Consider the following 21,926-nt stretch of genomic DNA (forward strand, 5'->3'; position numbering starts at 1 on the left):
AAGAATTGTCATGAGTTTTAGCCTGCCGGACTTTCGCCGCAAATGGTCTTATCGCGGCAATATGTCCGCGGGCGCGGCAATGGTTACCGCTGCGCTTGGGCTATCGCTCGTGCTGCCTGAGCCCGCGGACGCGCGAAACTATGCTGCACCGCTCGATATCTTTGGTTTTGGTGCGCGGCGGCCACACCGGAGCGTTCACTCCACCAAGATACCGCTACCAAAGCCGCGGCCTGACGAGGCTCCCAGAAGAATAGGCAAGGCAACCGATGAGGCTGCGCCGGAGGCTGACGACAAGTCTTCCCCGGAGAAGCCTCCCCCGGACAAGCCCGGCGGCAATAAGCCGGCCGAGGCTGCGGCACCGCCCGAAAAGCAGCTCTCGGCCTGCCGGCTTTCACTGACCGAGGAGATCGCGGTCGCGCCGTCCATTCCCGACATCCACGGCCCCGGCGCCTGTGGCGGCGAAGACCTGGTGCGGCTGGAGGCCATCGTGCTGCCGGACAAGCGCAAGGTCGCGGTCAAGCCGGCGGCGACCCTCCGCTGCACCATGGCATCGGCGATTGCGGATTGGGTGCGTACCGACATGGTGCCGCTGGCCACCAGCCTCGGCTCGACCATCACCGATCTGGACAATTTCGACAGCTTCGAGTGCCGCGGCCGCAACCGCGTCGTCGGTGCGATGCTGTCCGAGCACGGCAAGGCCAACGCGCTCGACGTGCGCGCGCTCAAGCTCGCCAACGGGCAATCGATCGGCCTGACCGATCGCACCCTATCCCGCGACGTGCGCGAGCGCGTGCTGCATTCGGTTTGCGCGCGGTTCGCCACCGTGCTCGGCCCGGGCTCGGACTGGTACCACGAGGACCACATCCACCTCGATCTCGCGCAGCGCCGCAACGACTACCGGATCTGCCAGTGGAACGTCTGGGATCCCTTGCCGCAGATTGCGCCCCTGCTGCCGGCGGAGCGCCCCGAGGAGGCGCCGCCGCGCGAGGTTGCGGCCAAATCGGAGGTCGGCAAGGAGGCGGCCGACGATCAGGAGAAACTCACCGCGCCGGCGGACAAGCCGGCACCCGCCTCCGGCAAGAGCAAGCCAGCAACAAAAAAGCGCCGGTGAAAACCGGCGCTTTTCGAAAGCCTTCAGATAACGCTGAAATCGCTAGTTGCTGCTCGGAAAACCGCCGCCGCCCTGCAGCGCGAGGCGCGAATTGTAGGGCGAGTCGCCATGCTTCGGCTCGAGCACCACGACGATGGTGCCGATCTTGACGCGGCTGTAGAGGTCGATGGCGTCCTCGTTGGTCAGGCGGATGCAACCCGACGAGATCGAAGCGCCGATATATTCAGGCTGGTTGGTGCCGTGGATGCGGAACAGCGTGTCCTTGCCGCCCGAGTAGAGATACATCGCGCGCGAGCCCATCGGATTGTCCGGGCCGGGGGCGACATAGGTCGGAACGCCCAGACGCGAGATCTCGCCGGGGGTCGGATGCCACGCCGGCCATTCGGTCATGCTGCCGACCTTGGCGATGCCGGACCAGGCCATGGCCTCTTCGCCGACGGTGATGCCGTAGCGGATCGCCTTGCCGCCATCCATCACATAATAAAGGTAGTGGTTGTCGGAATCGACCACGATCGAGCCCGGCGATTCCTTGCGGTGGTAATCGACAATGGCGCGACGGAACGGCTCTGCCACCGGCGTATTTTCGTACCGGATCTTGGCAAGGAGTTCCTTGTCCTTGGGCTTGAAATTCTGGGTGTTGGTGGCTTCGAAATGCGTGGCCTGCATGCAGCCCGACAGCATGAAGCCGGCAGCCAAAACTCCAACGATAACTTTTAGCGACGACATGGTTTGGTTCCAATCAAAACAATACCGCGCAGGTCCTTGAAACGTAGCACCCAAGGCCTTCGACTCCGTTGATTTCATTATCGTTGAAATCCGCCACAATTCCAGCTTTTAGGGGCTTATCCCGCGCTGCGAGACCCAACCTGTGGCTTTTTTGCCGCAAGTTTTCCGCGTCTGGGCTGGTTCTTTGGCGCGAAAAGCACAGCTGTCGATTCCGTGCCACAGTTGGGCCATGCGGCCGCCACAAATGCAAACGCTCCGTTAATGTGGTTGTCATCATGAACTTGTCAGAATCGCGCTAAGGGCAGTCATTCTGTCGCAGGCCCCGTCTTGGAGTTGTTCATGTTTTCTGTGTTCGTTCCCACCGACTCCTCCCTGAAGAAGGCCGTCGTCAACGATCTCGAGGCGGTGCCCGACCACGCCGTGTGGGTCGACCTGGTCAACCCGACCGCGGCCGAGGACAAGGCGGTGGAACGGCTGCTGGGGATCGCGATCCCGACCCGAGAGGACATGCAGGAGATCGAGATCTCCAGCCGCCTCTATATCGAGAACAGCGCGCGCTATATGACCGCGACGCTGATGTGCCACTCCGATACCGACATGCCCCGGACCACGGCGGTGACCTTCATCCTCGGCGACCATCGTCTGGTGACGGTGCGCTACGACCAGCCCAAGCCGTTCGCTCTGGTCGAGGCCAAGCTGGCCCGCACCTGCGCCCCCGCGATCACAGGCGAGATGGTGCTGATGGAACTGCTGGACGCCGTGATCGACCGTTGCGCCGACATTCTGGAACGCTGCGGTATGGAGATCGACCAGGTCAGCCACGACATCTTCGAGCCGGAGAGCGAGCGCCACGGTCACGCCAAGCAATATTCGCAGATCCTGATCTCGATCGGCCGCAAGGGCGATCTCACCTCCAAGGTCCGTGAGAGCCTGGTGTCGATCGGCCGCGTCGTGACCTTCCTGTCGGCGGTGGTGGAGGGCGTGAAATGGTCCAAGGACATGCGCGAGCAGCTCAAGACCATGCAGCGCGACGTCGCCTCACTGACCGACCATGCTTCCTATCTCTCCAGCAAGATCACCTTCGTGCTCGACGCGATGCTCGGCGTCGTCAACCTCGAGCAGAACAACATCATCAAGCTGTTTTCGGTCATGGCCGTTGTCCTGATGCCGCCGACGCTGATCGCTTCGATCTACGGCATGAACTTCAAATCGATGCCGGAACTCGAATGGGCGCACGGCTATCCATTCGCGCTGGTGCTGATGGTGATCGCCGCGATCGTTCCGTACTGGATCTTCAAGCTCAAGAAATGGCTGTGATCCGGCACGCGCTTCCGAAAATAGTGACCGAGACCTTACGCCGGTCGCCGAGACAAGCCTGATGGTGTCGCAGAATAGAGCGTCATTGCGGCCACGCCGTGATGTGTGTGCCGTGCCCCAATTCCTCCGGTAAAATTTGAGCGGTGGGCTGAACGTTTGCGCGAAACTTGTCTGCGATAAGCAGCGGGTTAGCCGCGAGGAACAACCATGGTTGAAAAACACATAACGACGCCCCCCAACGTCATCGATCTGACGAGCTATCGTCAGGTGGTGGCGAGCGGCAAGGCGCCGTCGTTGTCGGCACGCATGTGCCGGCACTGTGGTGCTCCGCTGCTCGATGGCGAGAACGATGACGACTGCTCGACGGCATTCAACGCAGCCGCACCGCGGTTGCGCGAACGGTCGCGTCGAATTCGCCTGGATTGAGGAAGCGGAAGGAAGGGCGGGCGATCCAGTCTTGCGGCGGCGTTGTCTGGATCGCCTAGCTTCCCGCCTTTCGCGGCAAATTCCCTAGCGCTTTACGATCTCAGCCGTCGAGACGATCGTCTCGGCGACGATGCCGTTGCGACGCCGTACTGGCAAACCGGCCAAAGCGTCACCTTCGATGCGTCACCTAGACGTGCTGGCCGCCGTTGATGTGGATCTCGGCGCCGTTGACGTAAGAGCTGGTGTCCGTGCACAGCACGTAGACGATCTTGGCAACTTCGTCCGGCGTGCCGAGCCGGTGCATCGGGATCTGCTGCTCGACGATCTTCTCGGTGCCCGGCGACAGGATCGAGGTGTCGATCTCGCCCGGCGCGATCGCGTTCACGCGCACGCCGACGCGGCCGAAGTCGGAGGCCATCTCGCGCGTCAGGGAGGCAAGTGCCGCCTTCGAGGTGGCGTAGGCTGCGCCCGCGAAGGGATGCACGCGCGAGCCGGCGATCGAGGTGACGTTCACGACCGAGCCCTTGGCCGCCTTCAATTCCTCGATCAGGCCACGCGCGATCATGATCGGCGCGAAGAAATTGACGTGGAAGACGTGCGTCCAGGTGTCGAGGTCGGTGTCGACAGACCCGAGCCTTGAGCCGCCCGGGCCCTTCGGCGAGATCGCGGCGTTGTTGACGAGTGCGTGCAGCATGCCGCCTTCGAGGCGGTTGCGGATATCGGAGATCGCGCGCGTGGTGTCCTGAGGATTGCCGAGGTCGACCTGGATGTGATCCTCAGGGCCGGCGTCCCACGGGCAATCCTCCGGGAAGGGATGCCGCGAACAGGTGATTACGCGCCAGCCCGCCGACGAGAAGCGGATCACGGTGGCGTGGCCGATACCGCGGCTCGCTCCGGTCAGGAGCAGCGTGCGGCGCGGCGCATTGGACGAATGCGGCATGGACATCTTTCAGGTCGGCCCAAAGATCGAGGCAAAGATCGAGACAAGGCTCTAGGGATACATCCGCGTCTTGGACCACGGCTGGCCGGCCGCGTCACGACGAAATTCGATGCGGTCGTGCAAGCGGAACGGGCGGTCGTGCCAGAACTCGATACGCGAGGGCGCAATGCGCCAGCCGCTCCAGCCGGGCGGCCGCGGCACGTCGCCGATGACGTGCTTGGCCGCGACCTTGGCAATGGCCTGCTCGAAAGCGAAGCGGCTCTCGAGCTCTTGCGACTGCTTGCTGGCCCAGGCGCCGATCTGCGCCTGCTTCGGTCGTGTGGCGAAATAGGCGTCCGCCTCGGCATCCGTTACCGGCGTCACGTTGCCGCGGATGCGGACCTGACGGCGCAGCGACTTCCAGTGAAAAAGTAAAGCCGCCTTAGGATTTGCGGCGAGTTCGCGGCCTTTCTGGCTGGCGATGTGGCTGTAGAAGACGAAACCTTGGGTATCGAAGCCCTTCATCAGCACCATGCGCACGTCGGGCAGGCCATCAGGATCGACGGTCGCGAGCGCCATCGCGTTCGGATCGTTCGGCTCGCTCTTGATCGCCTCGTTCAACCAGGCCTCGAATAGCGCAAACGGCTCATCGGCGGTGGTGAAATCACCGGATGTTAAGGGTGTCTGGTGTTTCATCGAGGTCGTGTCGGTCATGTCTGGAGTCCGAATTGCGTCCCGCGGCCCAAAGCGCGCTATCGTCTGGTACTGCCCTATATAGGGCATGGGGACGCGTTGGCCTATCGGCGATCCGGCCATCCAGCTTCGTCGTGACAATGATTCTAATCGGGCTCGGCGCCGGCGGCTGCAGCATGTCTCGCACCGACACCAACGCCTACGCCAAGGCTGACGACAGCGACCTCACCGGTTCGATCGCGCGACCGGCGAAGGACGCCGCACCGACCGAGACCGACCTTGCCTTTGCCCGCAACGCCGCCTCCGACGTGCTCAGCATCGGCGACAAGGACGCCAGCCAGCACTGGGAGAATCCGGAAACAGGCGCGCGCGGGTCGGTGACGCCGATCGCGCAATCCTATGCCGCCGAGGATGGCCGCAAATGCCGCGATTTCCTGGCGAGCTACGTCAACGGCACCACCGAAACCTGGCTGCAGGGCGCCGGTTGCCAAAGCAGCCGTGGCCGTTGGGAGATTCATACGCTAAAGCCGTGGCGGAGCTAGGAATCAGCCCCATCGACTAGTTGCAAAAATGCCACTCGCCCCCCACATGAGGCTCAGGTGGGGCGGGGAGCCCTTTGAACATTTCGATTTCCTAAGAGGAGACGTGACGGATGCGCGACCCCTATGAGGTCTTGGGGGTGCCGCGGAGCGCGACCGCTGCCGCGATCAAGAGCGCCTATCGCAAGCTGGCCAAGAAGCATCATCCTGACAGCAACAAGGATGACCCCAAGGCCGCGGAGCGCTTCTCCGAGATCAATTCGGCCAATGAGATCATCGGCGACGAGGACAAGCGCAAGCAGTTCGATCGTGGCGAGATCGACGCCGAGGGCAAGCCGCGCTTCCAGGGCTTTCCGGGCGGCGGTGGGCCGCGCGGGCGGGCGGGAGCAGGCCCCGGCGGCTTCGAGTACTCGTTCCGTGGCGGCGCTGGCCCCGGTCAGGGAGCCGGCGCGTTCGAGGACATCCTCAACAGCATGTTCGGCGGCGGGATGCGCGGTGCGCGGCCCGGGGCCGGCGGCGGTGCGCAGTTCGAATTCGACACCGGCGGGATCGGGCTCGATCTCGACGTCAATGTTGCCATGTCCGTCTCGCTGGAAGAATCGGTCAAAGGCGGCGAGAAGCGCGTCCGGTTGCCGAACGGCAAGGAGCTCAACGTCAAGATTCCGGCCGGCGTCATCGAGGGCCAGCAGATCCGTCTGCGGGGACAGGGCGAGACCGCGCAAGGCCATCCACCCGGCGACCTCCTGATCACCATCAGCATCGCAGCCCATCCGTTCTTCAAGATCGATGGCTCCGACCTGAGGGTCGACCTCCCGGTCACGCTCTACGAGGCTGTGCTCGGCGGCAAGGTCCGCGTGCCCACGCTCGGCAATGCCGTGGAACTGTCAGTCCCGAAGAACACCTCCAGCGGCCGGACCTTCCGCCTCAAAGGCAAAGGCCTGCCAAAATCTGGCGGGACCGGGGATCTCTTCGTCACCATCAGGATTATGCTACCGGACGGGAACGACGCCGAGCTTGAAGCATTGATGGAAAAGTGGCGGGACCAACACCCCTACAATCCACGTAGCGGGCTTGGTTAGGGCGAGATCGGAACTGAAGGGGTTCTCCTAAAGGCCTAGCGCATCTCCGAACGGATGATGCTCATCATACGCGTGAAGCGTGGTAGCGCTTCGCTTACTCGACGTGTCGGCTGTCCGGCGGGGCAGTCGATAAAAAGGTGCGGCCTCGAGAGGGGGACCAGCGCGGTACCAAAAACCCCAATCGAGGCCGCCCGCGTCGATCGGCGGATCGAACGCTGCTCATTTTCGCGTGAACATCCGGTGCGATAATGAGACGCGCCCATGTCTTGATTCCAAATTTTCAATGACGGAATCTGGGCACGGCGTTTGCGCGGTTGTCTAGGTGCCGTTTTTCTCGGCCTGGTCGTACACGGCCTGCGCCACCTTGGTCAGGCGATCGCGGTCGGTGCCGCCGCCGCTGACGACGTAGCCGACGCCGCGCTCGGCCCAGAACAGCGCCCCATCCTTGTCCGTCCTGGCGTAGCGCATCTGCGTTGCGCCGGTCTCGGTCTTGGCGGTGTAGATCGTGTAGCGCTCGCCCGAGGCGCCCTCATACATCAGGAAGGACGCCGGGCCGTTCGGCCCCGGCAGCAACCGTCCGCCGACGAGTTTTAGCCCGCTCGCCTCCAGATTGGGCGCGAACACGGTCCAGCCGCAGCGCCGGGTCAGCCAGGCCTGGAGGTGGTCGCGCTCATTGCCGGGCACTTCGACCGGATGGCGGACCTCGACGACATAGAGGCGGTGGGCGTCGAGTGCGTCCTCGGTAAAGCTCTGGAATGTCGAGGGCGCATTTGCGGCGCCATGTGCCACCCAGCCGGCGGTGCCGCCGGCGACGAAGGCAACCAGCGTGGCGGCGATGGCGCCATAGAGCCATTGCCGCGGACGGCGTTCCAGCCGCTCGAGCTCCAGCCGGGCCGGCACCGGCTCCTGCGCGACGCCGTCGTAACGGGCGTGCAGCATCTCGGCCATGGTCCGCCAGGACTGCACCCGCTCGGCATCGTCGGGATGGGCGGCAAGCCAGGCCTCGACGTCGGCGCGGCGCTCGGGCGGCAACTCGCCATCGACAAAGGCGTGCAATTCGTCTTCGGTCACTGGAATATTGTGGTCGTTCATATCGGTCGTCTCTGGCTCTGCGGCCCAAAATATCTGACGCGGTTCAACTGCGCTGCTTCTCTCTCCGTGCAGGGGACTCGGCATGCGCGATGCATTAATCCTGCCATCATTTCACCCGCCTGAGCGCCGGGCGCTCACCCTCCAGCGACGCTTTGACGTGGGCTCTCGCACGCGCCAGGCGGGACATGACGGTGCCGATCGGCACGCCCTGGATGTCCGCGACCTCTCGGTAGCTCATACCCTCCAGCATCACCAGCAGCAGCACCGAGCGTTGCTCCTCGACCAGCGTCGAGAGGGCTCGCTCGATGTCGCGTCCCTCGGCCTCCGTCCCGCTGGCATCCGGGTTGTTCTCCGTCAGCTGCATGAATTGCGGCCGCCTTGCCAGCGAGCGTCGCCGGTTCTTGTTGAGGTTGGTCAGGATCGTGTAGAGCCAGCTCCTGACGTCACCTCCCAGAAACAACCGCTCCGAGCGCAATGCACGCACCAGCGTGTCCTGCACCAGATCGTCGGCCGCATCCGCATCGCGCGTCAGCGCGCGGGCGTAGCGGCGCAACGCGGGGATCATGGCTTCTACACTCTGGCGAAACGCACTCATGCCGTCTTTGATGTCCTGCCATTCGGCGCGAGCGCCTATAACAATCATAACACCCGAACGGAACGGCTATTCCGGCGCTGGAAACAGCGTTAACGCCGCGTATTAGGACTGTACCGCAGGGGAGGGCTGGTGTACCTCCAGACCTGAACGAGAGCTACAGGACGTGAGCAAATGGCGCAGAAATCAGGTCTGATGCAGGGTAAGCGCGGGGTCATCCTCGGCGTTGCCAACAACCGCTCGATCGCCTGGGGTATCGCCAAGGCATGCCAGGCGGCTGGCGCCGAGATCGCGCTCACCTATCAGGGCGATGCGCTGAAGAAGCGCGTCGAGCCGCTGGCTGCCGAGCTCGGCGCGCTCGTGCTCGGCCATTGCGATGTCACGGATGCTGCGACCATCGACGCGGTGTTCGATGTGCTGAAGGAGAAGTGGGGCAAGATCGATTTCGTCGTGCACGCGATCGCGTTTGCGGACAAGGACGAGCTCGAGGGCCGCTACGTCGACACCACCGCGGACAATTTCTCCAAGTCGATGTTGATCTCCTGCTACTCGCTGACCGCGATCGCGCAGCGCGCCGAGAAGCTGATGACGGACGGCGGCTCGATCATCACGCTGAGCTATTACGGCTCCGAGAAGTGGATGCCGAATTACAACGTCATGGGCGTTGCGAAAGCAGCGCTGGAGGCGAGCGTACGCTATCTGGCCGCCGATCTCGGCGTGAAGGCGATCCGCGTCAACGCGATCTCGGCCGGTCCGATCAAGACGCTGGCATTCGCCGGCATCGCCGATTCACGCCTGCTGCTGAAATACAACGAGGTCAACGCGCCGCTGCGGCGCAACGTCACGATCGAGGAGGTCGGCGACAGCGCGGTGTATTTCCTCTCGGACATGTCGCGCGGCGTCACCGGCGAAGTCCATCATGTCGATTCCGGCTATAACGTGCTGGGCATGATGCGGCCTGAAGCGTCGGACACGTCGAAGGACTGACCACCGCCAGCAATGCCCGCGCCCACGATCTATTATCTTCGCCACGGCGAGACCGAGTGGAATGCGCTCGGCAGGCTTCAGGGCACCAAGGACATTCCGCTAAATACGCGCGGCCGCGACCAGGCCGTGCAGGCAGGCCTTATTCTGGCCGATCTCTTCAGGCGCGACGGCCACAACAAGGCGACGCTGCCCTATGTGTCGAGCCCGCTCGGCCGTGCCCGCCAGACCATGGAACTCGCGCGCGGCAAGCTCGAATTGCCCGTGACGGACTATGCACTCGACGATCGTCTGCGCGAGATCGGCTACGGCGTCTGGGAAGGGCTGACGCTGGCCGAGAGCGAGGCGAGAGATCCCGAGATCTATGCCAGGCGTCTCGCCGACAAATGGACGGTCGGGCCCGCTGGCGCCGAAACCTATGCCGACGTGCAGGTCCGCGTCCGTGCCTGGTACGACGAGCTCAAGGGCGACACCGTCGCGGTCGCTCATGGCGGCACCTGCCGCGCCCTGATGGTCTCGCTCGGCCTGGAGACGCCGGCCAGCGCCGCCGATCTCTATATCGAGCAGGGCGCCGTCTACGTGTTTCGCGACGGCCGGCTGGAGAAGTGTAGTTAAGCCAACCCGCCGTCATTCCGGGGCGCCCGAAGGGCGAACTCCGGTGCGCCCTTGCGCACCTGAGAATCTCGAGATTCCGCGTTCTATGCTTTGCATCGCCCCGGAATGACGGAACTAGGGTTGAACCTGATCCTCCTCGGCGCTACGACGTTGACAAACAAAGTTTATGCAGAACGTCAACGCTAGGCGGCAGCTCGGTATGTCCTTCAACACCTTCGGCCACATGTTCCGCGTCACCACCTTTGGCGAGAGTCACGGAGTGGCGATCGGCTGCGTGGTCGATGGCTGCCCGCCGATGATCCCGCTCAGCGAGGCCGACATCCAGCAGGACCTCGATCGCCGCAAGCCGGGGCAGTCGCGCTTCACCACCCAGCGCCAGGAGCCGGACCAGGTGAAGATCCTATCGGGCGTGATGGCACATCCCGAGACCGGCGTGCAGGTGACGACGGGTACGCCGATCGGGCTCCTGATCGAGAACACCGACCAGCGCTCGAAGGACTATTCCGAGATCAAGGACAAGTTTCGCCCCGGCCATGCCGACTTCACCTACGAGGCGAAGTATGGCCTGCGCGACTATCGTGGCGGCGGCCGCTCTTCCGCGCGCGAGACCGCGATGCGCGTCGCCGCCGGTGCGATCGCGCGAAAGGTGCTGCCCGACGTGAAGGTGCGTGGCGCACTGGTGCAGATGGGCCCGCACAAGATCGACCGCGAGAAGTGGGACTGGGACGAGATCGCGAACAACCCGTTCTTCTGTCCGGACAAGGACAAGGCCGCGTTCTTCGAAACCTATCTCGACGGCATCCGCAAGAGCGGCTCCTCGATCGGTGCCGTGCTCGAGATCGTCGCCGAGGGCGTCCCGGCAGGCCTTGGCGCGCCGATCTACGCCAAGCTCGATTCCGATCTTGCCGGCGCGATGATGACCATCAATGCGGTGAAGGGTGTCGAGATCGGCGCCGGCTTTGGCGCCGCCGAATTGACCGGCGAAGAGAACGCCGACGAGATGCGCACCGGCAATGACGGCACGCGCTTTTTGTCCAACCACGCGGGCGGGATTCTGGGCGGCATCTCCACGGGACAGCCGATCGTGGTGCGCTTCGCGGTGAAGCCGACCTCGTCGATCCTGCAGCCACGCCTCACCGTCGATCGCCAGGGCGCCGACACCGAGATCATGACCAAGGGCCGCCACGACCCCTGCGTCGGCATCCGCGCCGTCCCGGTTGGCGAGGCCATGATGGCCTGCGTGCTGGCCGACCACTTCCTGCGCGACCGCGGGCAGGTAGGGCGGTAGAATCCCAGCTTGAAGCTTTTGGGCCGCGGTATCAGTCCACCGCGCAGCTTGACGATTCCACAACTTCGTCGGCTAATGTGGGCATGGAAAGCTCCGACCTCCAGCGCATCATCAATTGGCTGATCGACGGTGCCCGGTCGTCGCGCGGGTCGGCCGAGATGATCTCGGACGCCTGCGAGCAACTGGTTGCGGCCGGCCTGCCATTGTGGCGGTTCGGCGTCTTCATCCGCACCCTGCATCCCGAGATCTACGGCCGCAATTTCATCTGGCGGCAGGGCGAGGAAGTCGAGATCGGCACTGTCGATTTCGAGATTCTCGCCACGCCCGAATTTGCGCGGAGCCCGCTTCGGATCGTGTTCGAAGAAGGGCTGGAGGTGAGGGGACGCATGGATGACCCCGACAGCAAACGCTTTCCGTTCCTGGACGACATGCGTGCCGAGGGCGTCACCGACTACATCGCGACGCCGATGCGATTTCTCGATGGTTCGATCCATGCCATCAGCTGGACCACGCGGCATCCCGGCGGTTTCAGCGAAGACGACATCGCGACGATCCGCTCCATCGTCGCGCCGCTCGCGCGCGTCAGCGAGATCGTCACCCTGCGTCGTACCGCTGTGACGTTGCTCGACACCTATGTGGGAAATCGCGCCGGCGAGCGCATCCTCGGCGGCCAGATTCGCCGAGGCCACAACGACACCATGCAGGCCGCGATTTGGCTGTCGGACTTGCGCGGCTTCACCGCGCTATCCGACCGGCTGCCGGCCGAAACGGTCGTCGATATCCTGAACCGCTATTTCGACTGCCAGGTCACGGCGATCCGCGGCCATGGCGGCGAAGTTCTGAAATTCATGGGCGACGGCCTGCTCGCGGTGTTTCCGATCGACGAATATGTCGGCGATGCCAACCATGTCTGCGCGCGCACGCTGGAAGCGGCGCGCGAAGCCCGCGCCAGCGTCGAGGCGTTGGGGCATCCGGTCGGCGATGTCGTCGAACGCTTTCGTTTCGGCGTCGCCCTGCATGTCGGCAACATCCTCTACGGCAATATCGGTGGCGGCAACCGGCTCGACTTCACCTGCATCGGCCCTGCCATCAATCTCGCAGCGCGGCTGGAGAAGATCGCCGGCCGCCTCGGGCGGACCGTCGTGGTGTCCGAGGGCTTTGCCAAAGTCTGCCAGCATGACTGGCGCAATCTCGGCGAGTTTCCGATCGCCGGGTTCTCCAAGGCGCAGCGCGTGTACGGGCTCACCGAGGAAACGCCGGTGGTGATGGCGTAGCGTGCGCGAGGCTCGCTTATGACCGTGGAATTCCGCCAGATCGAAATCGCTGATACCGACGCCTTTCGCGCTGCCGTCGATACCGTGGCCCGCGAACGCAAATACATTGCGCTGACGGAAGCGCCGCCGGTCGAGCAGGTTCGCGCTTTCGTTGCGCGCAATGTCGAGCGCGGTTATCCGCAGATCGTCGCCATCGCCGACGGCGCCGTGGTCGGATGGTGCAACGTGCCGCCGGCCAGCCGCGCCGTTTCGGCGCATGTCGGCGATCTCTTCATGGGGCTTGTTCCGGATTTCAGGGGCAAAGGTTTTGGCGAGCGGCTGTTGCGGCGAGCGATTCAAGCTGCAGATGTGTTCGGCTTCCGTCGTATCGAGCTCGGCGTGTTCGCGACCAACACAGCGGCTGCCTCGCTCTATCGCAAGGTCGGGTTTGTCGAGGAGGGCACCAAGCGGTTGGCGATCCTTGTAGACGGCATCTATCATGACGAAATCATCATGGCGCGCCTCAAGGGCCAGCCTTAAAGCGCTGGCCTATTCCTCCGGCTCCGTCGTGAACAGCAGCGGATAACCCTTGGCGCGGCCGGCGTCGGTGGCGCGGGTGGCCTTGGTTTCGGCGACGTCCTTGGTGAACACGGCGACGACGCAGGCGCCGAGCTTGTGCGCGGTGATCATGACCTTGTAAGCCTGATCCTCGGTCATCCGGAATTCCGCCTTGAGCACCATGGTGACGAATTCACGCGGCGTAAAGTCGTCGTTGATCAGGATGACCTTGTGCAGCTTCGGCCGCTCGACCTTGGTCTTCGTCCTGGTTTTCGGCGTCGTAACAGTGTCGTTCATTCCGCCTCCTGGACACGGCGGGCTCGGGTTCCCGGCCGGAGCGATCAGCTCGCGGTCTTCGCACCATATTGCAGGACCTGCACCTTCTCCAAGGTGATCAGGCCGCTCGACATCATGCCATCCAGGATGGGCAGGAATGCGTTGATGTTGTCTTCGCTGTCGACGATCTCGATCAACAGCGGCAGGTCTTCCGACAGCCGCAGGATTTTCGACGTGTGCAGCCGGCTCGACTTGCCGAAGCCCATCGGGCCGCGCAGCACGGTGGCGCCGGCGAGATGGCGCTCGCGCGCCGTCATCACGATCGCTTCATAGAGCGGCTTGCCGTCGTAATGGTCGCTCTCGCCGATGAAGATCCGCAGCGAAACAGCCTGATTGGGGATTTGCATGGTCAGCTCCTCGTCAAGCGGTTGTAGCGGCTCGCCATCATATGCCCTGCCCATACCGACACCAGCCAGCAGACGAGCGACGCCGCGACATAGGCGATGGCGGTATATTTCATGCCGCCGTGGAACAGGCGGAAGGTCTCGAGGCTGAAGGTCGAGAAAGTTGTATAGCCGCCACAGAATCCGGTCATCACGAACTGCCGGTGCTCGGGCCGCGCCAGCATGCGGCCGTCGGGGCCGGTCAGCGTCGCATAGAAGCCGATGATCAGCGAGCCCATGGCGTTGATGAACAACGTCGCGAAGGGAAAGCCCGGGCCGGTATCGAGGGCGAGCCCGACCAGATAACGGGTCAGCCCGCCGACGATGCTGCCGGCAGAGACCCAGGCATAGAGGATTGCGGTACGCCAGCGGTCGGCGGAGGAAGCCTTCATCTGCCTTTATCCTCCAAGACTGTCTGCAAGGAGGAAGCCGCAGCTCACCGCCGCAAGGCACAGTCCGACTGAGAACACGACGTTGCCGAGCGCGTGCACCGGCTCGCCGTTGCGCGCCAAGGTCAGCGTTTGCAGGCTGAACGAGGACACCGTGGTGTAGCAGCCGAGGAAGCCTGTTACCGCGAACAGCCACGGATTGGGCGTCGCGAACATCGAGCCGGGATGGGTCGCCAATGCGCCAAGAATGCCGATCAGGAAGGCGCCGGTGACATTGATGGTCATGGTGCCCCAGGGAAAGGTCTCGCCCAGCCGCCGCGCGATGGCGCCGGAGACAAAATAGCGCGCGCAGCCGCCCAGCACGCTGCCGACCACGATAGCGATCGCTCCGCTCAGCACGATGAACAGCCCCCCGTCATCACTTGTTCTCCATGGCCAGGCCATTGCCGATGGTCAACAGTCCCACCAGCGCGGCCAATGCGAAGCCGAGCCCGGCAAGGAACGTGCCGACCGGACCATAGGCATCCCAAAGCGCGCCGGCGATCACGCTCGCGGCCAGCATCGCAAGGCCGGTGAACAGGTTGAAATAGCCGAAGGCGGTGCCGCGTAGCGCCGAAGGTGCAGTATCGGCGACGAGCGCCGAGAGCAAGCCTTGCGTCAATCCCATATGCAGGCCCCACAGCACGACGCCGAGCGCCAGTCCGGCGAGATCGGGCAGCAGCGCCAGCGTAACGTCCGCGCCAGCGAGGAGGATGAGGCCAAGCGCGAGCAGGGCGGTCCGGTTGATCCGGTCCGACAGCACGCCGGCCGGATAGGCGGAGAGAGCGTAGGTGATGTTCATCAGCACCAGCACCGCCGGCACCCACATGGCATTGAGCCCGATGTTCTGCGCCCGCAGGATCAGGAAGGCCTCGCTGAAACGTGCCAACGTGAACACGACGCCGATCGCAACGACGCGCCAATAGACCGGCCCGAGCTGCCGCATCGCGGCCGCGTTGAGCGGGTTCTTCGTGGGCTCGCGGCTCGCATCCGGCTCCGGCTCGTTCACTGCGAACGTGATCAGTCCGAACGACAGGAATGCCGGCAGCACCGCCACCCAGAACACGATGACAAAATGATCTGATGTCCACCACATCAGGCCGATTGCGGCGAGTGGCCCGACGAAGGCGCCGATCGTATCGAGCGACTGCCGCAAGCCGAAGCTCGCGCCGCGCAGGCCCATCGGCGAGATATCGGCGATCAATGCATCGCGCGGTGCGCCGCGAATTCCCTTGCCGACGCGATCGATGAAGCGCGCTGCCACCAGCCAGCCCACGCTGGGGGCAAGCGGGAACAACGGTTTTGTCAGCGCGGCCAGCCCGTAGCCCAGGGCCGCGAGCAGCTTGCGGCGGCCGAGCCAGTCGGACAGGGCGCCGGAGAAGATCTTCGTGATCGCAGCGGTGGCCTCCGCGATGCCCTCGATGAACCCGACGGTGAGGGTCGAGGCGCCGAGCATGGTGACGAGATAGACCGGCAGCAGCGCATGAATCATCTCGGAGGAGATGTCCATCAGCATCGAGACGAAGCCGAGCACCCAGATCCCCCTGGGCAGCTTGGCGTGCGCAGCGTTCGGTGTGGTCGTCGCCATGTCGTGGACGGTCTCCTTGGCCTTCGTTTCAGGCAACAAAGTTTCAGGCAACAAAAAACCCGCCAGCGGCGGGTTTGTCCATGCTCCCGCCAAAGGCAGAGGCCGATTGCCTCACCTTGGGCAGGAGTCATCAGCCCATTACAGTTACGCGACCGCCGGGCGGTTGTCGGGGGACTCCATCCCCATCTGTTCGCTCAGCCTAGCATGGAAATCAGGGGGAACAAGTGGGCGCCCGGTCACGCGGCGCGATCGCGTGGCGGCGCAAGCGTGGCGACATGGCGGCGGTTTCGCGCTGGCGTGTGAAAATCCTAACCTGAATGTGAAGCACAAGCGATCTTCGCGCTTTGCGGTAAGGCGTTTGCATGTCACCATCGCGTCATACGACGGGAGACCGCGATGCGCTTGCTGTTCTCGATCGGGGCTGTGCTGGTGGCCGGCGTGCTTGCCGGGGGGGACGTCGCGGGCATCGCGGCACCAGGGCCGAAGTTCGAATCGCCAAAGCAGCGGCAGGCGGCCGATGGCGATGCGCAGTCTGTCGATATCGAGTTGATCCTCGCGGTCGACGTCTCCTACTCCATGGACATGGATGAGCTCGCGATCCAGCGCGAGGGCTATGCCCAGGCGATCCAGTCCAAGGAGTTCTTGCAGGCGCTGAAGGCCGGCCCCAACGGCAGGATCGCGGTGACCTATTTCGAATGGGCCGCATCCAGCGACCAGAAGATCATCATTCCCTGGCGCCTCATCGACGGACCGGAGACGGCGGATGCAGTCTCGGCCGAGATCTTGAAGACGCCGATCCGGCGCGCCTCACGCACCTCGATCTCGGGTGCGATCGGATTTGCGATGCCGCTGTTCGACGAGGATCCTTATCACGGGCTTCGCCGCGTCATCGACATTTCGGGCGATGGCCCCAACAACAATGGCGGCCCCGTCACGGTGGCGCGCGATCTCGCGCTCGAGAAGGGGATCGTCATCAACGGCCTGCCGATCATGGTGAAGGAGCCGTCCTATTCGACCATGGATATCGACAATCTCGACTACTACTACGAGGATTGCGTGATCGGCGGGCCCGGCTCCTTTGTGATTGCGATCAAGGATCGCGAGAAGTTCAAGGAAGCGATCCGCACCAAGCTTCTGATGGAGGTGGCCGGCCGCACGCCCGAGCGTCCGGTGGTGCGCGTTGCGGACAAGGACAAGGAGCCGCGCGTGAGCTGCATGATCGGCGAGAAGATCTGGTCGGATCGTTGGGGCCGCTGAAGCGCATCTGCGATGAGACCATTTGCCCATCACACCAGCGGTTGAAATTAACCGCTTGTTAACGACGGCATGGCCCTAATCCAAGCGTTTCTGAATGTTTCCGACTCTCCCTGGCCAGTGTTCGAAGGCCGGCGGGTTCGTCCGATCCATTCGTCGAGCAAGCCCAAGCCCATGGCCATCGTCACGCAAAGCACCAGCCAGATCTCGCCCGCTAACGAGCGGCTGTATCACCAGAGCGCTCTAGTCGGCGACTGGAAGGGCAATTGGGTGGGGAACAACCAGCCCGTCGATTTCAAAGTCGTGAACATCAGGGGTAACCGGGCGCAGGTCGAGTATACTCACAACGGGCACACCGAGCGCGGCTTTGCCCAGGTCCAAGGCACGCTCATCACCTTTGGCGGAGTTACGGTCGGCACCAAGGACGGCAAGAACATGGTGCTCCTGTTCTCCTTTGGGGGCGCTGGCAAGCAGACCGCCAACCTTCAGAAGCAAGCGCCGCCGGCCTCCGACAGCCGGCTGATGGGAAGCTGGGGCGGCTATTCCAGCGACAACGGCAAGAGCGCGAGCTTTCGCGTGCTATCCGTCGACGGCAACGAAGCGCAGGTCAGCGTCACCACCGACGGCATCACCCGCCAGGGCACCGGCATCGTCTACAAGAACGTCATCATGTTCGGCCAGGCGCAGATCGCGACGGACGACGGGCAGAACGGCAAGATCATCTACCAGGTCGGCACCAAATCCTTCATGGTGCCGGTCACGAAATATCCGCCGGCGGATTCGTCGTCTTCGGTGGACAAGACGGCGTAGCCGCTTGCGACTTCGATTATGGCATGCGCGCCGTCGACATGGCCGATGCCGACGGCAATCAGGTCACATTCAGATGGGCGTCTCTGGAACCGCCTCACGCCCGTCCCGGCTCAGCTGGTATTTGCCGCGTGCATCCCGTATAATTTGCGTACCATCCTGACGGTTAGCCGAATGTCCAGCCTTGTTCGTTCCTGCGCTCTTGCAACTCTCTTCGCGATGTTTTGCCTTGGCGGCGCGCCTGCTCATGCCCAGGTCGCGCCTCTGCAGTATTGGATTCCCGGTGGGGGTTTCGGTTATGGCGGTAGCGCCGAGAGCTACGGCAACTTTCCAAGCTTCAACACTGGTGCCGTCAACAATGGCTACGATTTCCGTCCCGGCTTTTTCGTCGGAAGCCAGCGCGGCAGTCTCGGTCTGAACGGTTTCACGCAGGCTGGATCTTCAGCCAATTTCAGCGCGCTCTCCTACGACAGCACGCAGTTCGGCTACAACATGAAGACCGCGGGCGGCTCGCCCGTGACCTTCTTTGCCGGCTTCGACACACTGAAATACGGCAACGGCATCGGCAGCTCGGTTGCGCCGCTGACCTCTGCCGCCGGGCCCGGCTACGGCGGATTTGCCGGCGTCGAATTCAAGCCGACCTCCAACCTCAGCCTGTCGTTCGGGGCCGGGTTCACCCAGCGCGACTCGAGCCGCATGGACAGCGATATCAGGTCGGACATGCTGCCCGGCGAGTCGCCGGCGCTGGGCCAACTGCGACGCTAGAATTGCATCACTTGTTCCGGGGGACGCCGCAGCGATTTTGGCAAGTCCGGGCCTGCTCCGAAACGCATCACGATGTCGGGGCGCCGTGCGCCGAGACCGAGCGAGGTCGCGAATTGGGGTCTCAGGGCCGTCACCTCGACCGGTTGGTTCACGAATGAATGTTTGAGACCCAGCGCGGTCGCCTGCAAACCGAAACGCTGGCAGGCGCGGCCGACCGCGATCCAGTGCGCCTTGTCGCTGCGGTCGGCTGCGAGCACGACAACACCGGCAGAGCTGTCGAGTTGGTCGCGGTACTTCTTGTTTTCCCCTTCTTCGGTGAAGAAGAGCCTCAGCAGCGGCCGGGCGACCCATGCGGGCAGGGATGGATTTCCCGAGACACGCGAGAACAGCCCGTCCATCGTTGCGAGCGCATCGGCCTCGTTGAAACGCATCCAGCTCACGAGCTCGCGCATGAAGGCCCGATCGCGCATCTGTGCCGAATTGCCTTCGAGCACATAGTCGGTCACCTTCTTGATTGCGGGACGGTCGGTCATCAGCATCGCGGCGACACCAGGTTCGCGGCAGGCGTTCTCGAGCTGATGCAGGATTTCGGGCGCGGCCGGCCTGCCGTCGAAAGCCGCGCGCGTGCATTGCCTGACTGGAATCGCATCGGCCAGCGCCGCTGCTGCCGGCGAGGCTTCCTCGAGCGCGATCACGATCCGCTCGCCGTCGAAAACGGAGTTGGCGCGCCAGCCGAGCGCGGATGCGGCGAGGCAGAGATTTTCGGCGGCGCATCCAAGACTGACGAAGAGGTGATGATCGTCGGGATCGACGGCCGGACAGCGGCGCTTGAAGTCGGGCGCAATCGCGATCTCATTGCCGTGGGCGGAAAAAATCCAGGGCTGCGTGTTGTGACTGTTGGCCGCAAGCGTCGCACAACGCACGAGCTCGCGGTCCCGCGGCGCAGCTCGCAAGGGGGCGCGTGACGACCTGATGGCCTCGTCGTAGGTCATGCCGGCCGCGCCAGCAGGGAGGCCGCTGACGGCGGGCGCAGAAAGCCCGAGCGTGGCCGCGATGAACTGTCGTCGGTCAACCACAAGCGTCCGCTCCGCGTACCATTGCCCAGCAAGCTTCTAGCGCCCACGAAGCACGGGGCGATTGAGCAGAATCAAGCTTGGAGCGCGTTGACGCGATCGGGACTTCGGCCCTAGCGGGTAAACCGCGCGACGATCTCGACATGGGGCGTGTGGCGAAACTGATCGACCGGAATGACATTCTCGATCTTGTAGCCGCCGTCGATCAGAAGTCGCGCGTCGCGGGCAAACGTTGCGACGTTGCACGAGACAGCCGCCACCACGGGCACCTTGCTCGCGGCGAGTTTCAGCGCCTGTGCCTGTGCGCCCTGGCGTGGCGGATCGAATACCACGGCATCGAAATCGCGCAGCTCCGGTGGCACCAGCGGACGGCGGAACAGGTCGCGCGGCTCGCACCTGATCGGCTTCAGTCCCGGCGTGCGCGCTGCTTTCGCCAGTGCGGCGATAGCGCCGGCGTCGCTGTCATAGGCGGTGACGCGGGCCTTCTCGGCGAGCCTGAGCGCAAACGGGCCGACGCCACAGAAGAGGTCGAGAACCTCTTTCGCCTTGCCGACGCGCTCGGCAACGAGAGCGGCAAGCGTCTCTTCGCCCGCGACGGTCGCTTGCAGGAACGAGCCTGGCGGCAGCGTCACCTCGGCGCGGCCCATTTTCAGCGTTGGCGGCAGGCGTTGCAGCACCAATTCGCCATGCCGCGTCAGCCGCGCAAGACGATGCTGCTCGGCAACGCGCGACAGCGCCGTGACCAGCGGCGTCGGCAGCGGGCCGGAGCCGCGCACGTCGACATCGAGGCCGTTGGCGGTAGCCGTTACCTGGATGTCGAGCGGCTTCGTCACCGGCATCTTTGACGTCAGCGGCTCGGCGAGCGCCCAGGCGGCATCGAGCGCGCCTTCCAGCGCGGGATCGAGGATCGGGCAGCGGTCGATCGGGATCACGTCATGCGAGCTCGTCGCGGAGAACCCGACCTTGAGCACGTCATGCGTGCCGAACCGGCCGTGCAGCGTGACGCGCCTTCGCCCGGCGCCATGCGCATCGACCAGCGGCGCCACATCGCAGTCGATGCCGGCCTGCGCCAGCGTTTCGACCACGATGTTGCGTTTCCAGGCATGATACGGCTCAGTCGCCCAGTGCTGGATCGCGCAGCCACCGCAGACGCCGAAATGCGGACAAAACGGCTCGATGCGCTCGGGGCTGGCGATATCGACCGCCAGCAGCTTGCGACGATCGGGATGGTGGCCGGCGACGTGGTCGACCTCGACGGTCTCGCCGCCAAGCGTATAGGGCACATAGATCGCATCGCCGGCGTCGAGCGAAACGCCGTCGCCGCGATGGCCGACATGATCGATCGTGACGCGTTCAACCACGGCGCGCGCCCAGGAAGAATTCGATATTGCCGTCGCCGCCTGCGATCGAGGATGGAAACACCTCGATGCCGGTGCAGCCGAGTGACTTGGCAAAGGCCTCAATGTCGTCGCAGATCTCCTGATGCACCGCGGCGTCGCGGATGATGCCCTTCTTGTTGTGCTTTCTGTCAGCCTCGAATTGCGGCTTGACCAGCGCCAGCAGGCTCATCGGCGCTGCCGCGAGCGACAGCGCGACCGGCAGCACGGTCTTCAGCGAGATGAAGCTGACGTCGATGACGACGACATCCGGCCGCGCCGGAAGCCGCTTGCCTTCATAGGCGCGAATGTCGGTCTCCTCCATCGAGACGATTTTGGGATGACCGCGCAGCGAGGGATGCAGCTGGCTGGTGCCGACATCAATGGCGAACACCAGGCTCGCGCCGTTCGCCAGCAGCACCTCGGTGAAGCCGCCGGTCGAGGCGCCGACATCGAGGCATACGTGATCCTCGATCTCGATCGGGTATCGCTCCAGCGCACCGGCGAGTTTGACGCCGCCGCGCGAGACATAGGGATGCGCAGGCTCGGCCTGGATCACCGCGTCCTCGGCGATCGTCTCCGACGGCTTGGCGACCTGCTTGTCGTTGGCCGTGACGAGCCCGGCCTCGATCGCCGCGCGCGCCCGCGCCCGGCTCTCGAACAGGCCGCGCTCGACCAACAGAACATCCGCGCGCTTGCGGGCAGGGGACATGATCTCTCCGGG

The 21,926-nt window shown here is 64.0% G+C and carries 26 protein-coding genes and 1 riboswitch; of the genes, 13 read left to right on the forward strand and 13 right to left on the reverse strand.

What is annotated here, in order from left to right; all coding sequences use genetic code 11:
- The first annotated feature begins 10 nt into the window (after positions 1 to 10).
- A complete protein-coding gene (locus tag L6639_RS20680; protein WP_237863476.1) occupies positions 11 to 1,111 on the forward strand; it encodes an extensin family protein in 1,101 nt (366 codons plus the stop codon).
- 42 nt (positions 1,112 to 1,153) lie between these two features.
- Here the strand turns inward: L6639_RS20680 and L6639_RS20685 are convergent, their stop codons facing one another.
- Positions 1,154 to 1,837, reverse strand: coding sequence for a L,D-transpeptidase (locus L6639_RS20685; protein WP_237863477.1), 684 nt, complete (start codon positions 1,835 to 1,837; stop codon positions 1,154 to 1,156).
- 339 nt (positions 1,838 to 2,176) lie between these two features.
- Between L6639_RS20685 and L6639_RS20690 the strand changes: the two genes are divergently transcribed.
- The gene (locus L6639_RS20690; protein WP_237863478.1) at positions 2,177 to 3,154 is read left to right on the forward strand and encodes a magnesium transporter CorA family protein; all 978 of its coding nucleotides are present in this window, start codon (positions 2,177 to 2,179) and stop codon (positions 3,152 to 3,154) included.
- Positions 3,155 to 3,361: 207 nt separating this feature from the next.
- Positions 3,362 to 3,580, forward strand: coding sequence for a hypothetical protein (locus L6639_RS20695; protein WP_237863479.1), 219 nt, complete (start codon positions 3,362 to 3,364; stop codon positions 3,578 to 3,580).
- A 187-nt stretch (positions 3,581 to 3,767) separates the two neighbouring features.
- Here L6639_RS20695 and L6639_RS20700 read toward each other — a convergent pair whose 3' ends face one another.
- Both L6639_RS20700 and pdxH read right to left on the reverse strand, forming a co-directional pair.
- A complete protein-coding gene (locus L6639_RS20700) occupies positions 3,768 to 4,520 on the reverse strand; it encodes an SDR family NAD(P)-dependent oxidoreductase (protein ID WP_237863480.1) in 753 nt (250 codons plus the stop codon).
- A gap of 51 nt (positions 4,521 to 4,571) precedes the next feature.
- A complete protein-coding gene (gene pdxH / locus L6639_RS20705) occupies positions 4,572 to 5,213 on the reverse strand; it encodes a pyridoxamine 5'-phosphate oxidase (RefSeq protein ID WP_237863481.1) in 642 nt (213 codons plus the stop codon).
- Between the two features lie 155 nt (positions 5,214 to 5,368).
- Here pdxH and L6639_RS43490 point away from each other — a divergent pair, with 155 nt between their 5' ends.
- On the forward strand, positions 5,369 to 5,734 hold the full coding sequence (locus tag L6639_RS43490; RefSeq protein ID WP_377807068.1) for an RT0821/Lpp0805 family surface protein: 366 nt from the start codon (positions 5,369 to 5,371) through the stop codon (positions 5,732 to 5,734).
- Positions 5,735 to 5,844: 110 nt separating this feature from the next.
- Positions 5,845 to 6,810: a DnaJ C-terminal domain-containing protein gene (locus tag L6639_RS20715; protein ID WP_237863483.1), complete on the forward strand. Its 966-nt coding sequence runs from the start codon at positions 5,845 to 5,847 to the stop codon at positions 6,808 to 6,810.
- Between the two features lie 318 nt (positions 6,811 to 7,128).
- Here L6639_RS20715 and L6639_RS20720 read toward each other — a convergent pair whose 3' ends face one another.
- The gene (locus L6639_RS20720) at positions 7,129 to 7,902 is read right to left on the reverse strand and encodes an anti-sigma factor family protein (RefSeq protein ID WP_237863484.1); all 774 of its coding nucleotides are present in this window, start codon (positions 7,900 to 7,902) and stop codon (positions 7,129 to 7,131) included.
- A gap of 106 nt (positions 7,903 to 8,008) precedes the next feature.
- Complete coding sequence (locus tag L6639_RS20725; RefSeq protein WP_128953175.1) at positions 8,009 to 8,497, reverse strand: sigma-70 family RNA polymerase sigma factor; 489 nt, start codon at positions 8,495 to 8,497, stop codon at positions 8,009 to 8,011.
- A gap of 171 nt (positions 8,498 to 8,668) precedes the next feature.
- On the opposite strand from L6639_RS20725, the gene fabI reads away from it, so the two are divergent.
- The 5 genes from fabI to L6639_RS20750 all read left to right on the forward strand — a co-directional run bounded on the left by fabI (position 8,669) and on the right by L6639_RS20750 (position 13,174).
- Positions 8,669 to 9,481 (forward strand): enoyl-ACP reductase FabI, encoded by an 813-nt coding sequence (gene fabI, locus L6639_RS20730; protein WP_237863485.1) that lies wholly within the window; start codon positions 8,669 to 8,671, stop codon positions 9,479 to 9,481.
- Positions 9,482 to 9,493: 12 nt separating this feature from the next.
- Complete coding sequence (locus tag L6639_RS20735; protein ID WP_237863486.1) at positions 9,494 to 10,093, forward strand: histidine phosphatase family protein; 600 nt, start codon at positions 9,494 to 9,496, stop codon at positions 10,091 to 10,093.
- Between the two features lie 199 nt (positions 10,094 to 10,292).
- Positions 10,293 to 11,381, forward strand: coding sequence for a chorismate synthase (gene aroC / locus L6639_RS20740; protein WP_237863487.1), 1,089 nt, complete (start codon positions 10,293 to 10,295; stop codon positions 11,379 to 11,381).
- 83 nt (positions 11,382 to 11,464) lie between these two features.
- Positions 11,465 to 12,655, forward strand: a complete 1,191-nt coding sequence (locus L6639_RS20745) for an adenylate/guanylate cyclase domain-containing protein (RefSeq protein WP_237863488.1) — start codon at positions 11,465 to 11,467, stop codon at positions 12,653 to 12,655.
- Positions 12,656 to 12,673: 18 nt separating this feature from the next.
- Positions 12,674 to 13,174 carry a GNAT family N-acetyltransferase gene (locus L6639_RS20750; protein WP_237863489.1) on the forward strand — a complete coding sequence of 167 codons (501 nt, stop codon included), beginning with the start codon at positions 12,674 to 12,676 and terminating at the stop codon, positions 13,172 to 13,174.
- 9 nt (positions 13,175 to 13,183) lie between these two features.
- Here the strand turns inward: L6639_RS20750 and clpS are convergent, their stop codons facing one another.
- From clpS to L6639_RS20775, 5 genes are read right to left on the reverse strand one after another with little or no spacing between them, the layout of a single operon-like run.
- Positions 13,184 to 13,489, reverse strand: coding sequence for an ATP-dependent Clp protease adapter ClpS (gene clpS / locus L6639_RS20755; RefSeq protein WP_237863490.1), 306 nt, complete (start codon positions 13,487 to 13,489; stop codon positions 13,184 to 13,186).
- 44 nt (positions 13,490 to 13,533) lie between these two features.
- On the reverse strand, positions 13,534 to 13,875 hold the full coding sequence (locus L6639_RS20760) for a DUF190 domain-containing protein (RefSeq protein ID WP_237863491.1): 342 nt from the start codon (positions 13,873 to 13,875) through the stop codon (positions 13,534 to 13,536).
- A 2-nt stretch (positions 13,876 to 13,877) separates the two neighbouring features.
- Positions 13,878 to 14,303, reverse strand: coding sequence for a fluoride efflux transporter CrcB (gene crcB / locus L6639_RS20765; protein ID WP_237863492.1), 426 nt, complete (start codon positions 14,301 to 14,303; stop codon positions 13,878 to 13,880).
- 6 nt (positions 14,304 to 14,309) lie between these two features.
- Positions 14,310 to 14,744 carry a fluoride efflux transporter CrcB gene (gene crcB / locus L6639_RS20770; RefSeq protein WP_237863493.1) on the reverse strand — a complete coding sequence of 145 codons (435 nt, stop codon included), beginning with the start codon at positions 14,742 to 14,744 and terminating at the stop codon, positions 14,310 to 14,312.
- On the reverse strand, positions 14,719 to 15,927 hold the full coding sequence (locus tag L6639_RS20775) for an MFS transporter (RefSeq protein WP_237863878.1): 1,209 nt from the start codon (positions 15,925 to 15,927) through the stop codon (positions 14,719 to 14,721). Before L6639_RS20775 ends, crcB (L6639_RS20770) begins: the two co-directional genes overlap by 26 nt.
- A gap of 114 nt (positions 15,928 to 16,041) precedes the next feature.
- Positions 16,042 to 16,120, reverse strand: a riboswitch (Fluoride riboswitch).
- A gap of 203 nt (positions 16,121 to 16,323) precedes the next feature.
- Between L6639_RS20775 and L6639_RS20780 the strand changes: the two genes are divergently transcribed.
- From L6639_RS20780 to L6639_RS20790, 3 genes are all read left to right on the forward strand, one after another.
- Positions 16,324 to 17,184, forward strand: a complete 861-nt coding sequence (locus tag L6639_RS20780) for a DUF1194 domain-containing protein (protein ID WP_237863494.1) — start codon at positions 16,324 to 16,326, stop codon at positions 17,182 to 17,184.
- 171 nt (positions 17,185 to 17,355) lie between these two features.
- Entirely contained in the window at positions 17,356 to 17,991 is a 636-nt protein-coding gene (locus L6639_RS20785) for a hypothetical protein (RefSeq protein ID WP_237863495.1), read from the forward strand.
- Positions 17,992 to 18,162: 171 nt separating this feature from the next.
- Complete coding sequence (locus L6639_RS20790) at positions 18,163 to 18,753, forward strand: hypothetical protein (protein WP_237863496.1); 591 nt, start codon at positions 18,163 to 18,165, stop codon at positions 18,751 to 18,753.
- On the opposite strand, the gene L6639_RS20795 is transcribed toward L6639_RS20790, so the two are convergent.
- The 3 genes from L6639_RS20795 to L6639_RS20805 all read right to left on the reverse strand — a co-directional run bounded on the left by L6639_RS20795 (position 18,750) and on the right by L6639_RS20805 (position 21,914).
- Positions 18,750 to 19,829: an Acg family FMN-binding oxidoreductase gene (locus L6639_RS20795; protein ID WP_237863497.1), complete on the reverse strand. Its 1,080-nt coding sequence runs from the start codon at positions 19,827 to 19,829 to the stop codon at positions 18,750 to 18,752. The two genes, L6639_RS20790 and L6639_RS20795, sit on opposite strands and share 4 nt — an antisense overlap.
- A 110-nt stretch (positions 19,830 to 19,939) precedes the next feature.
- Positions 19,940 to 21,187 carry a class I SAM-dependent RNA methyltransferase gene (locus L6639_RS20800; protein WP_237863498.1) on the reverse strand — a complete coding sequence of 416 codons (1,248 nt, stop codon included), beginning with the start codon at positions 21,185 to 21,187 and terminating at the stop codon, positions 19,940 to 19,942.
- Positions 21,180 to 21,914, reverse strand: a complete 735-nt coding sequence (locus tag L6639_RS20805) for a TlyA family RNA methyltransferase (RefSeq protein WP_237863499.1) — start codon at positions 21,912 to 21,914, stop codon at positions 21,180 to 21,182. The genes L6639_RS20800 and L6639_RS20805 overlap by 8 nt, the downstream gene beginning before the upstream one ends.
- Between the last annotated feature and the right edge of the window lie 12 nt (positions 21,915 to 21,926).

The sequence above is a fragment of the Bradyrhizobium zhengyangense genome (assembly GCF_022012555.1).
In the GTDB taxonomy this organism is placed as follows: domain Bacteria; phylum Pseudomonadota; class Alphaproteobacteria; order Rhizobiales; family Xanthobacteraceae; genus Bradyrhizobium; species Bradyrhizobium zhengyangense.

Bases quoted from the DNA above. Each gene is read 5' to 3' on its own strand.
- L6639_RS20680 (WP_237863476.1), top strand. From the start codon at position 11: ATGAGTTTTAGCCTGCCGGACTTTCGCCGCAAATGGTCTTATCGCGGC.
- L6639_RS20685 (WP_237863477.1), bottom strand. From the start codon at position 1,837: ATGTCGTCGCTAAAAGTTATCGTTGGAGTTTTGGCTGCCGGCTTCATG.
- L6639_RS20690 (WP_237863478.1), top strand. From the start codon at position 2,177: ATGTTTTCTGTGTTCGTTCCCACCGACTCCTCCCTGAAGAAGGCCGTC.
- L6639_RS20695 (WP_237863479.1), top strand. From the start codon at position 3,362: ATGGTTGAAAAACACATAACGACGCCCCCCAACGTCATCGATCTGACG.
- L6639_RS20700 (WP_237863480.1), bottom strand. From the start codon at position 4,520: ATGCCGCATTCGTCCAATGCGCCGCGCCGCACGCTGCTCCTGACCGGA.
- pdxH (WP_237863481.1), bottom strand. From the start codon at position 5,213: ATGACCGACACGACCTCGATGAAACACCAGACACCCTTAACATCCGGT.
- L6639_RS43490 (WP_377807068.1), top strand. From the start codon at position 5,369: ATGTCTCGCACCGACACCAACGCCTACGCCAAGGCTGACGACAGCGAC.
- L6639_RS20715 (WP_237863483.1), top strand. From the start codon at position 5,845: ATGCGCGACCCCTATGAGGTCTTGGGGGTGCCGCGGAGCGCGACCGCT.
- L6639_RS20720 (WP_237863484.1), bottom strand. From the start codon at position 7,902: ATGAACGACCACAATATTCCAGTGACCGAAGACGAATTGCACGCCTTT.
- L6639_RS20725 (WP_128953175.1), bottom strand. From the start codon at position 8,497: ATGAGTGCGTTTCGCCAGAGTGTAGAAGCCATGATCCCCGCGTTGCGC.
- fabI (WP_237863485.1), top strand. From the start codon at position 8,669: ATGGCGCAGAAATCAGGTCTGATGCAGGGTAAGCGCGGGGTCATCCTC.
- L6639_RS20735 (WP_237863486.1), top strand. From the start codon at position 9,494: ATGCCCGCGCCCACGATCTATTATCTTCGCCACGGCGAGACCGAGTGG.
- aroC (WP_237863487.1), top strand. From the start codon at position 10,293: ATGTCCTTCAACACCTTCGGCCACATGTTCCGCGTCACCACCTTTGGC.
- L6639_RS20745 (WP_237863488.1), top strand. From the start codon at position 11,465: ATGGAAAGCTCCGACCTCCAGCGCATCATCAATTGGCTGATCGACGGT.
- L6639_RS20750 (WP_237863489.1), top strand. From the start codon at position 12,674: ATGACCGTGGAATTCCGCCAGATCGAAATCGCTGATACCGACGCCTTT.
- clpS (WP_237863490.1), bottom strand. From the start codon at position 13,489: ATGAACGACACTGTTACGACGCCGAAAACCAGGACGAAGACCAAGGTC.
- L6639_RS20760 (WP_237863491.1), bottom strand. From the start codon at position 13,875: ATGCAAATCCCCAATCAGGCTGTTTCGCTGCGGATCTTCATCGGCGAG.
- crcB (WP_237863492.1), bottom strand. From the start codon at position 14,303: ATGAAGGCTTCCTCCGCCGACCGCTGGCGTACCGCAATCCTCTATGCC.
- crcB (WP_237863493.1), bottom strand. From the start codon at position 14,744: ATGGCCTGGCCATGGAGAACAAGTGATGACGGGGGGCTGTTCATCGTG.
- L6639_RS20775 (WP_237863878.1), bottom strand. From the start codon at position 15,927: ATGGCGACGACCACACCGAACGCTGCGCACGCCAAGCTGCCCAGGGGG.
- L6639_RS20780 (WP_237863494.1), top strand. From the start codon at position 16,324: ATGCGCTTGCTGTTCTCGATCGGGGCTGTGCTGGTGGCCGGCGTGCTT.
- L6639_RS20785 (WP_237863495.1), top strand. From the start codon at position 17,356: ATGGCCATCGTCACGCAAAGCACCAGCCAGATCTCGCCCGCTAACGAG.
- L6639_RS20790 (WP_237863496.1), top strand. From the start codon at position 18,163: ATGTCCAGCCTTGTTCGTTCCTGCGCTCTTGCAACTCTCTTCGCGATG.
- L6639_RS20805 (WP_237863499.1), bottom strand. From the start codon at position 21,914: ATGTCCCCTGCCCGCAAGCGCGCGGATGTTCTGTTGGTCGAGCGCGGC.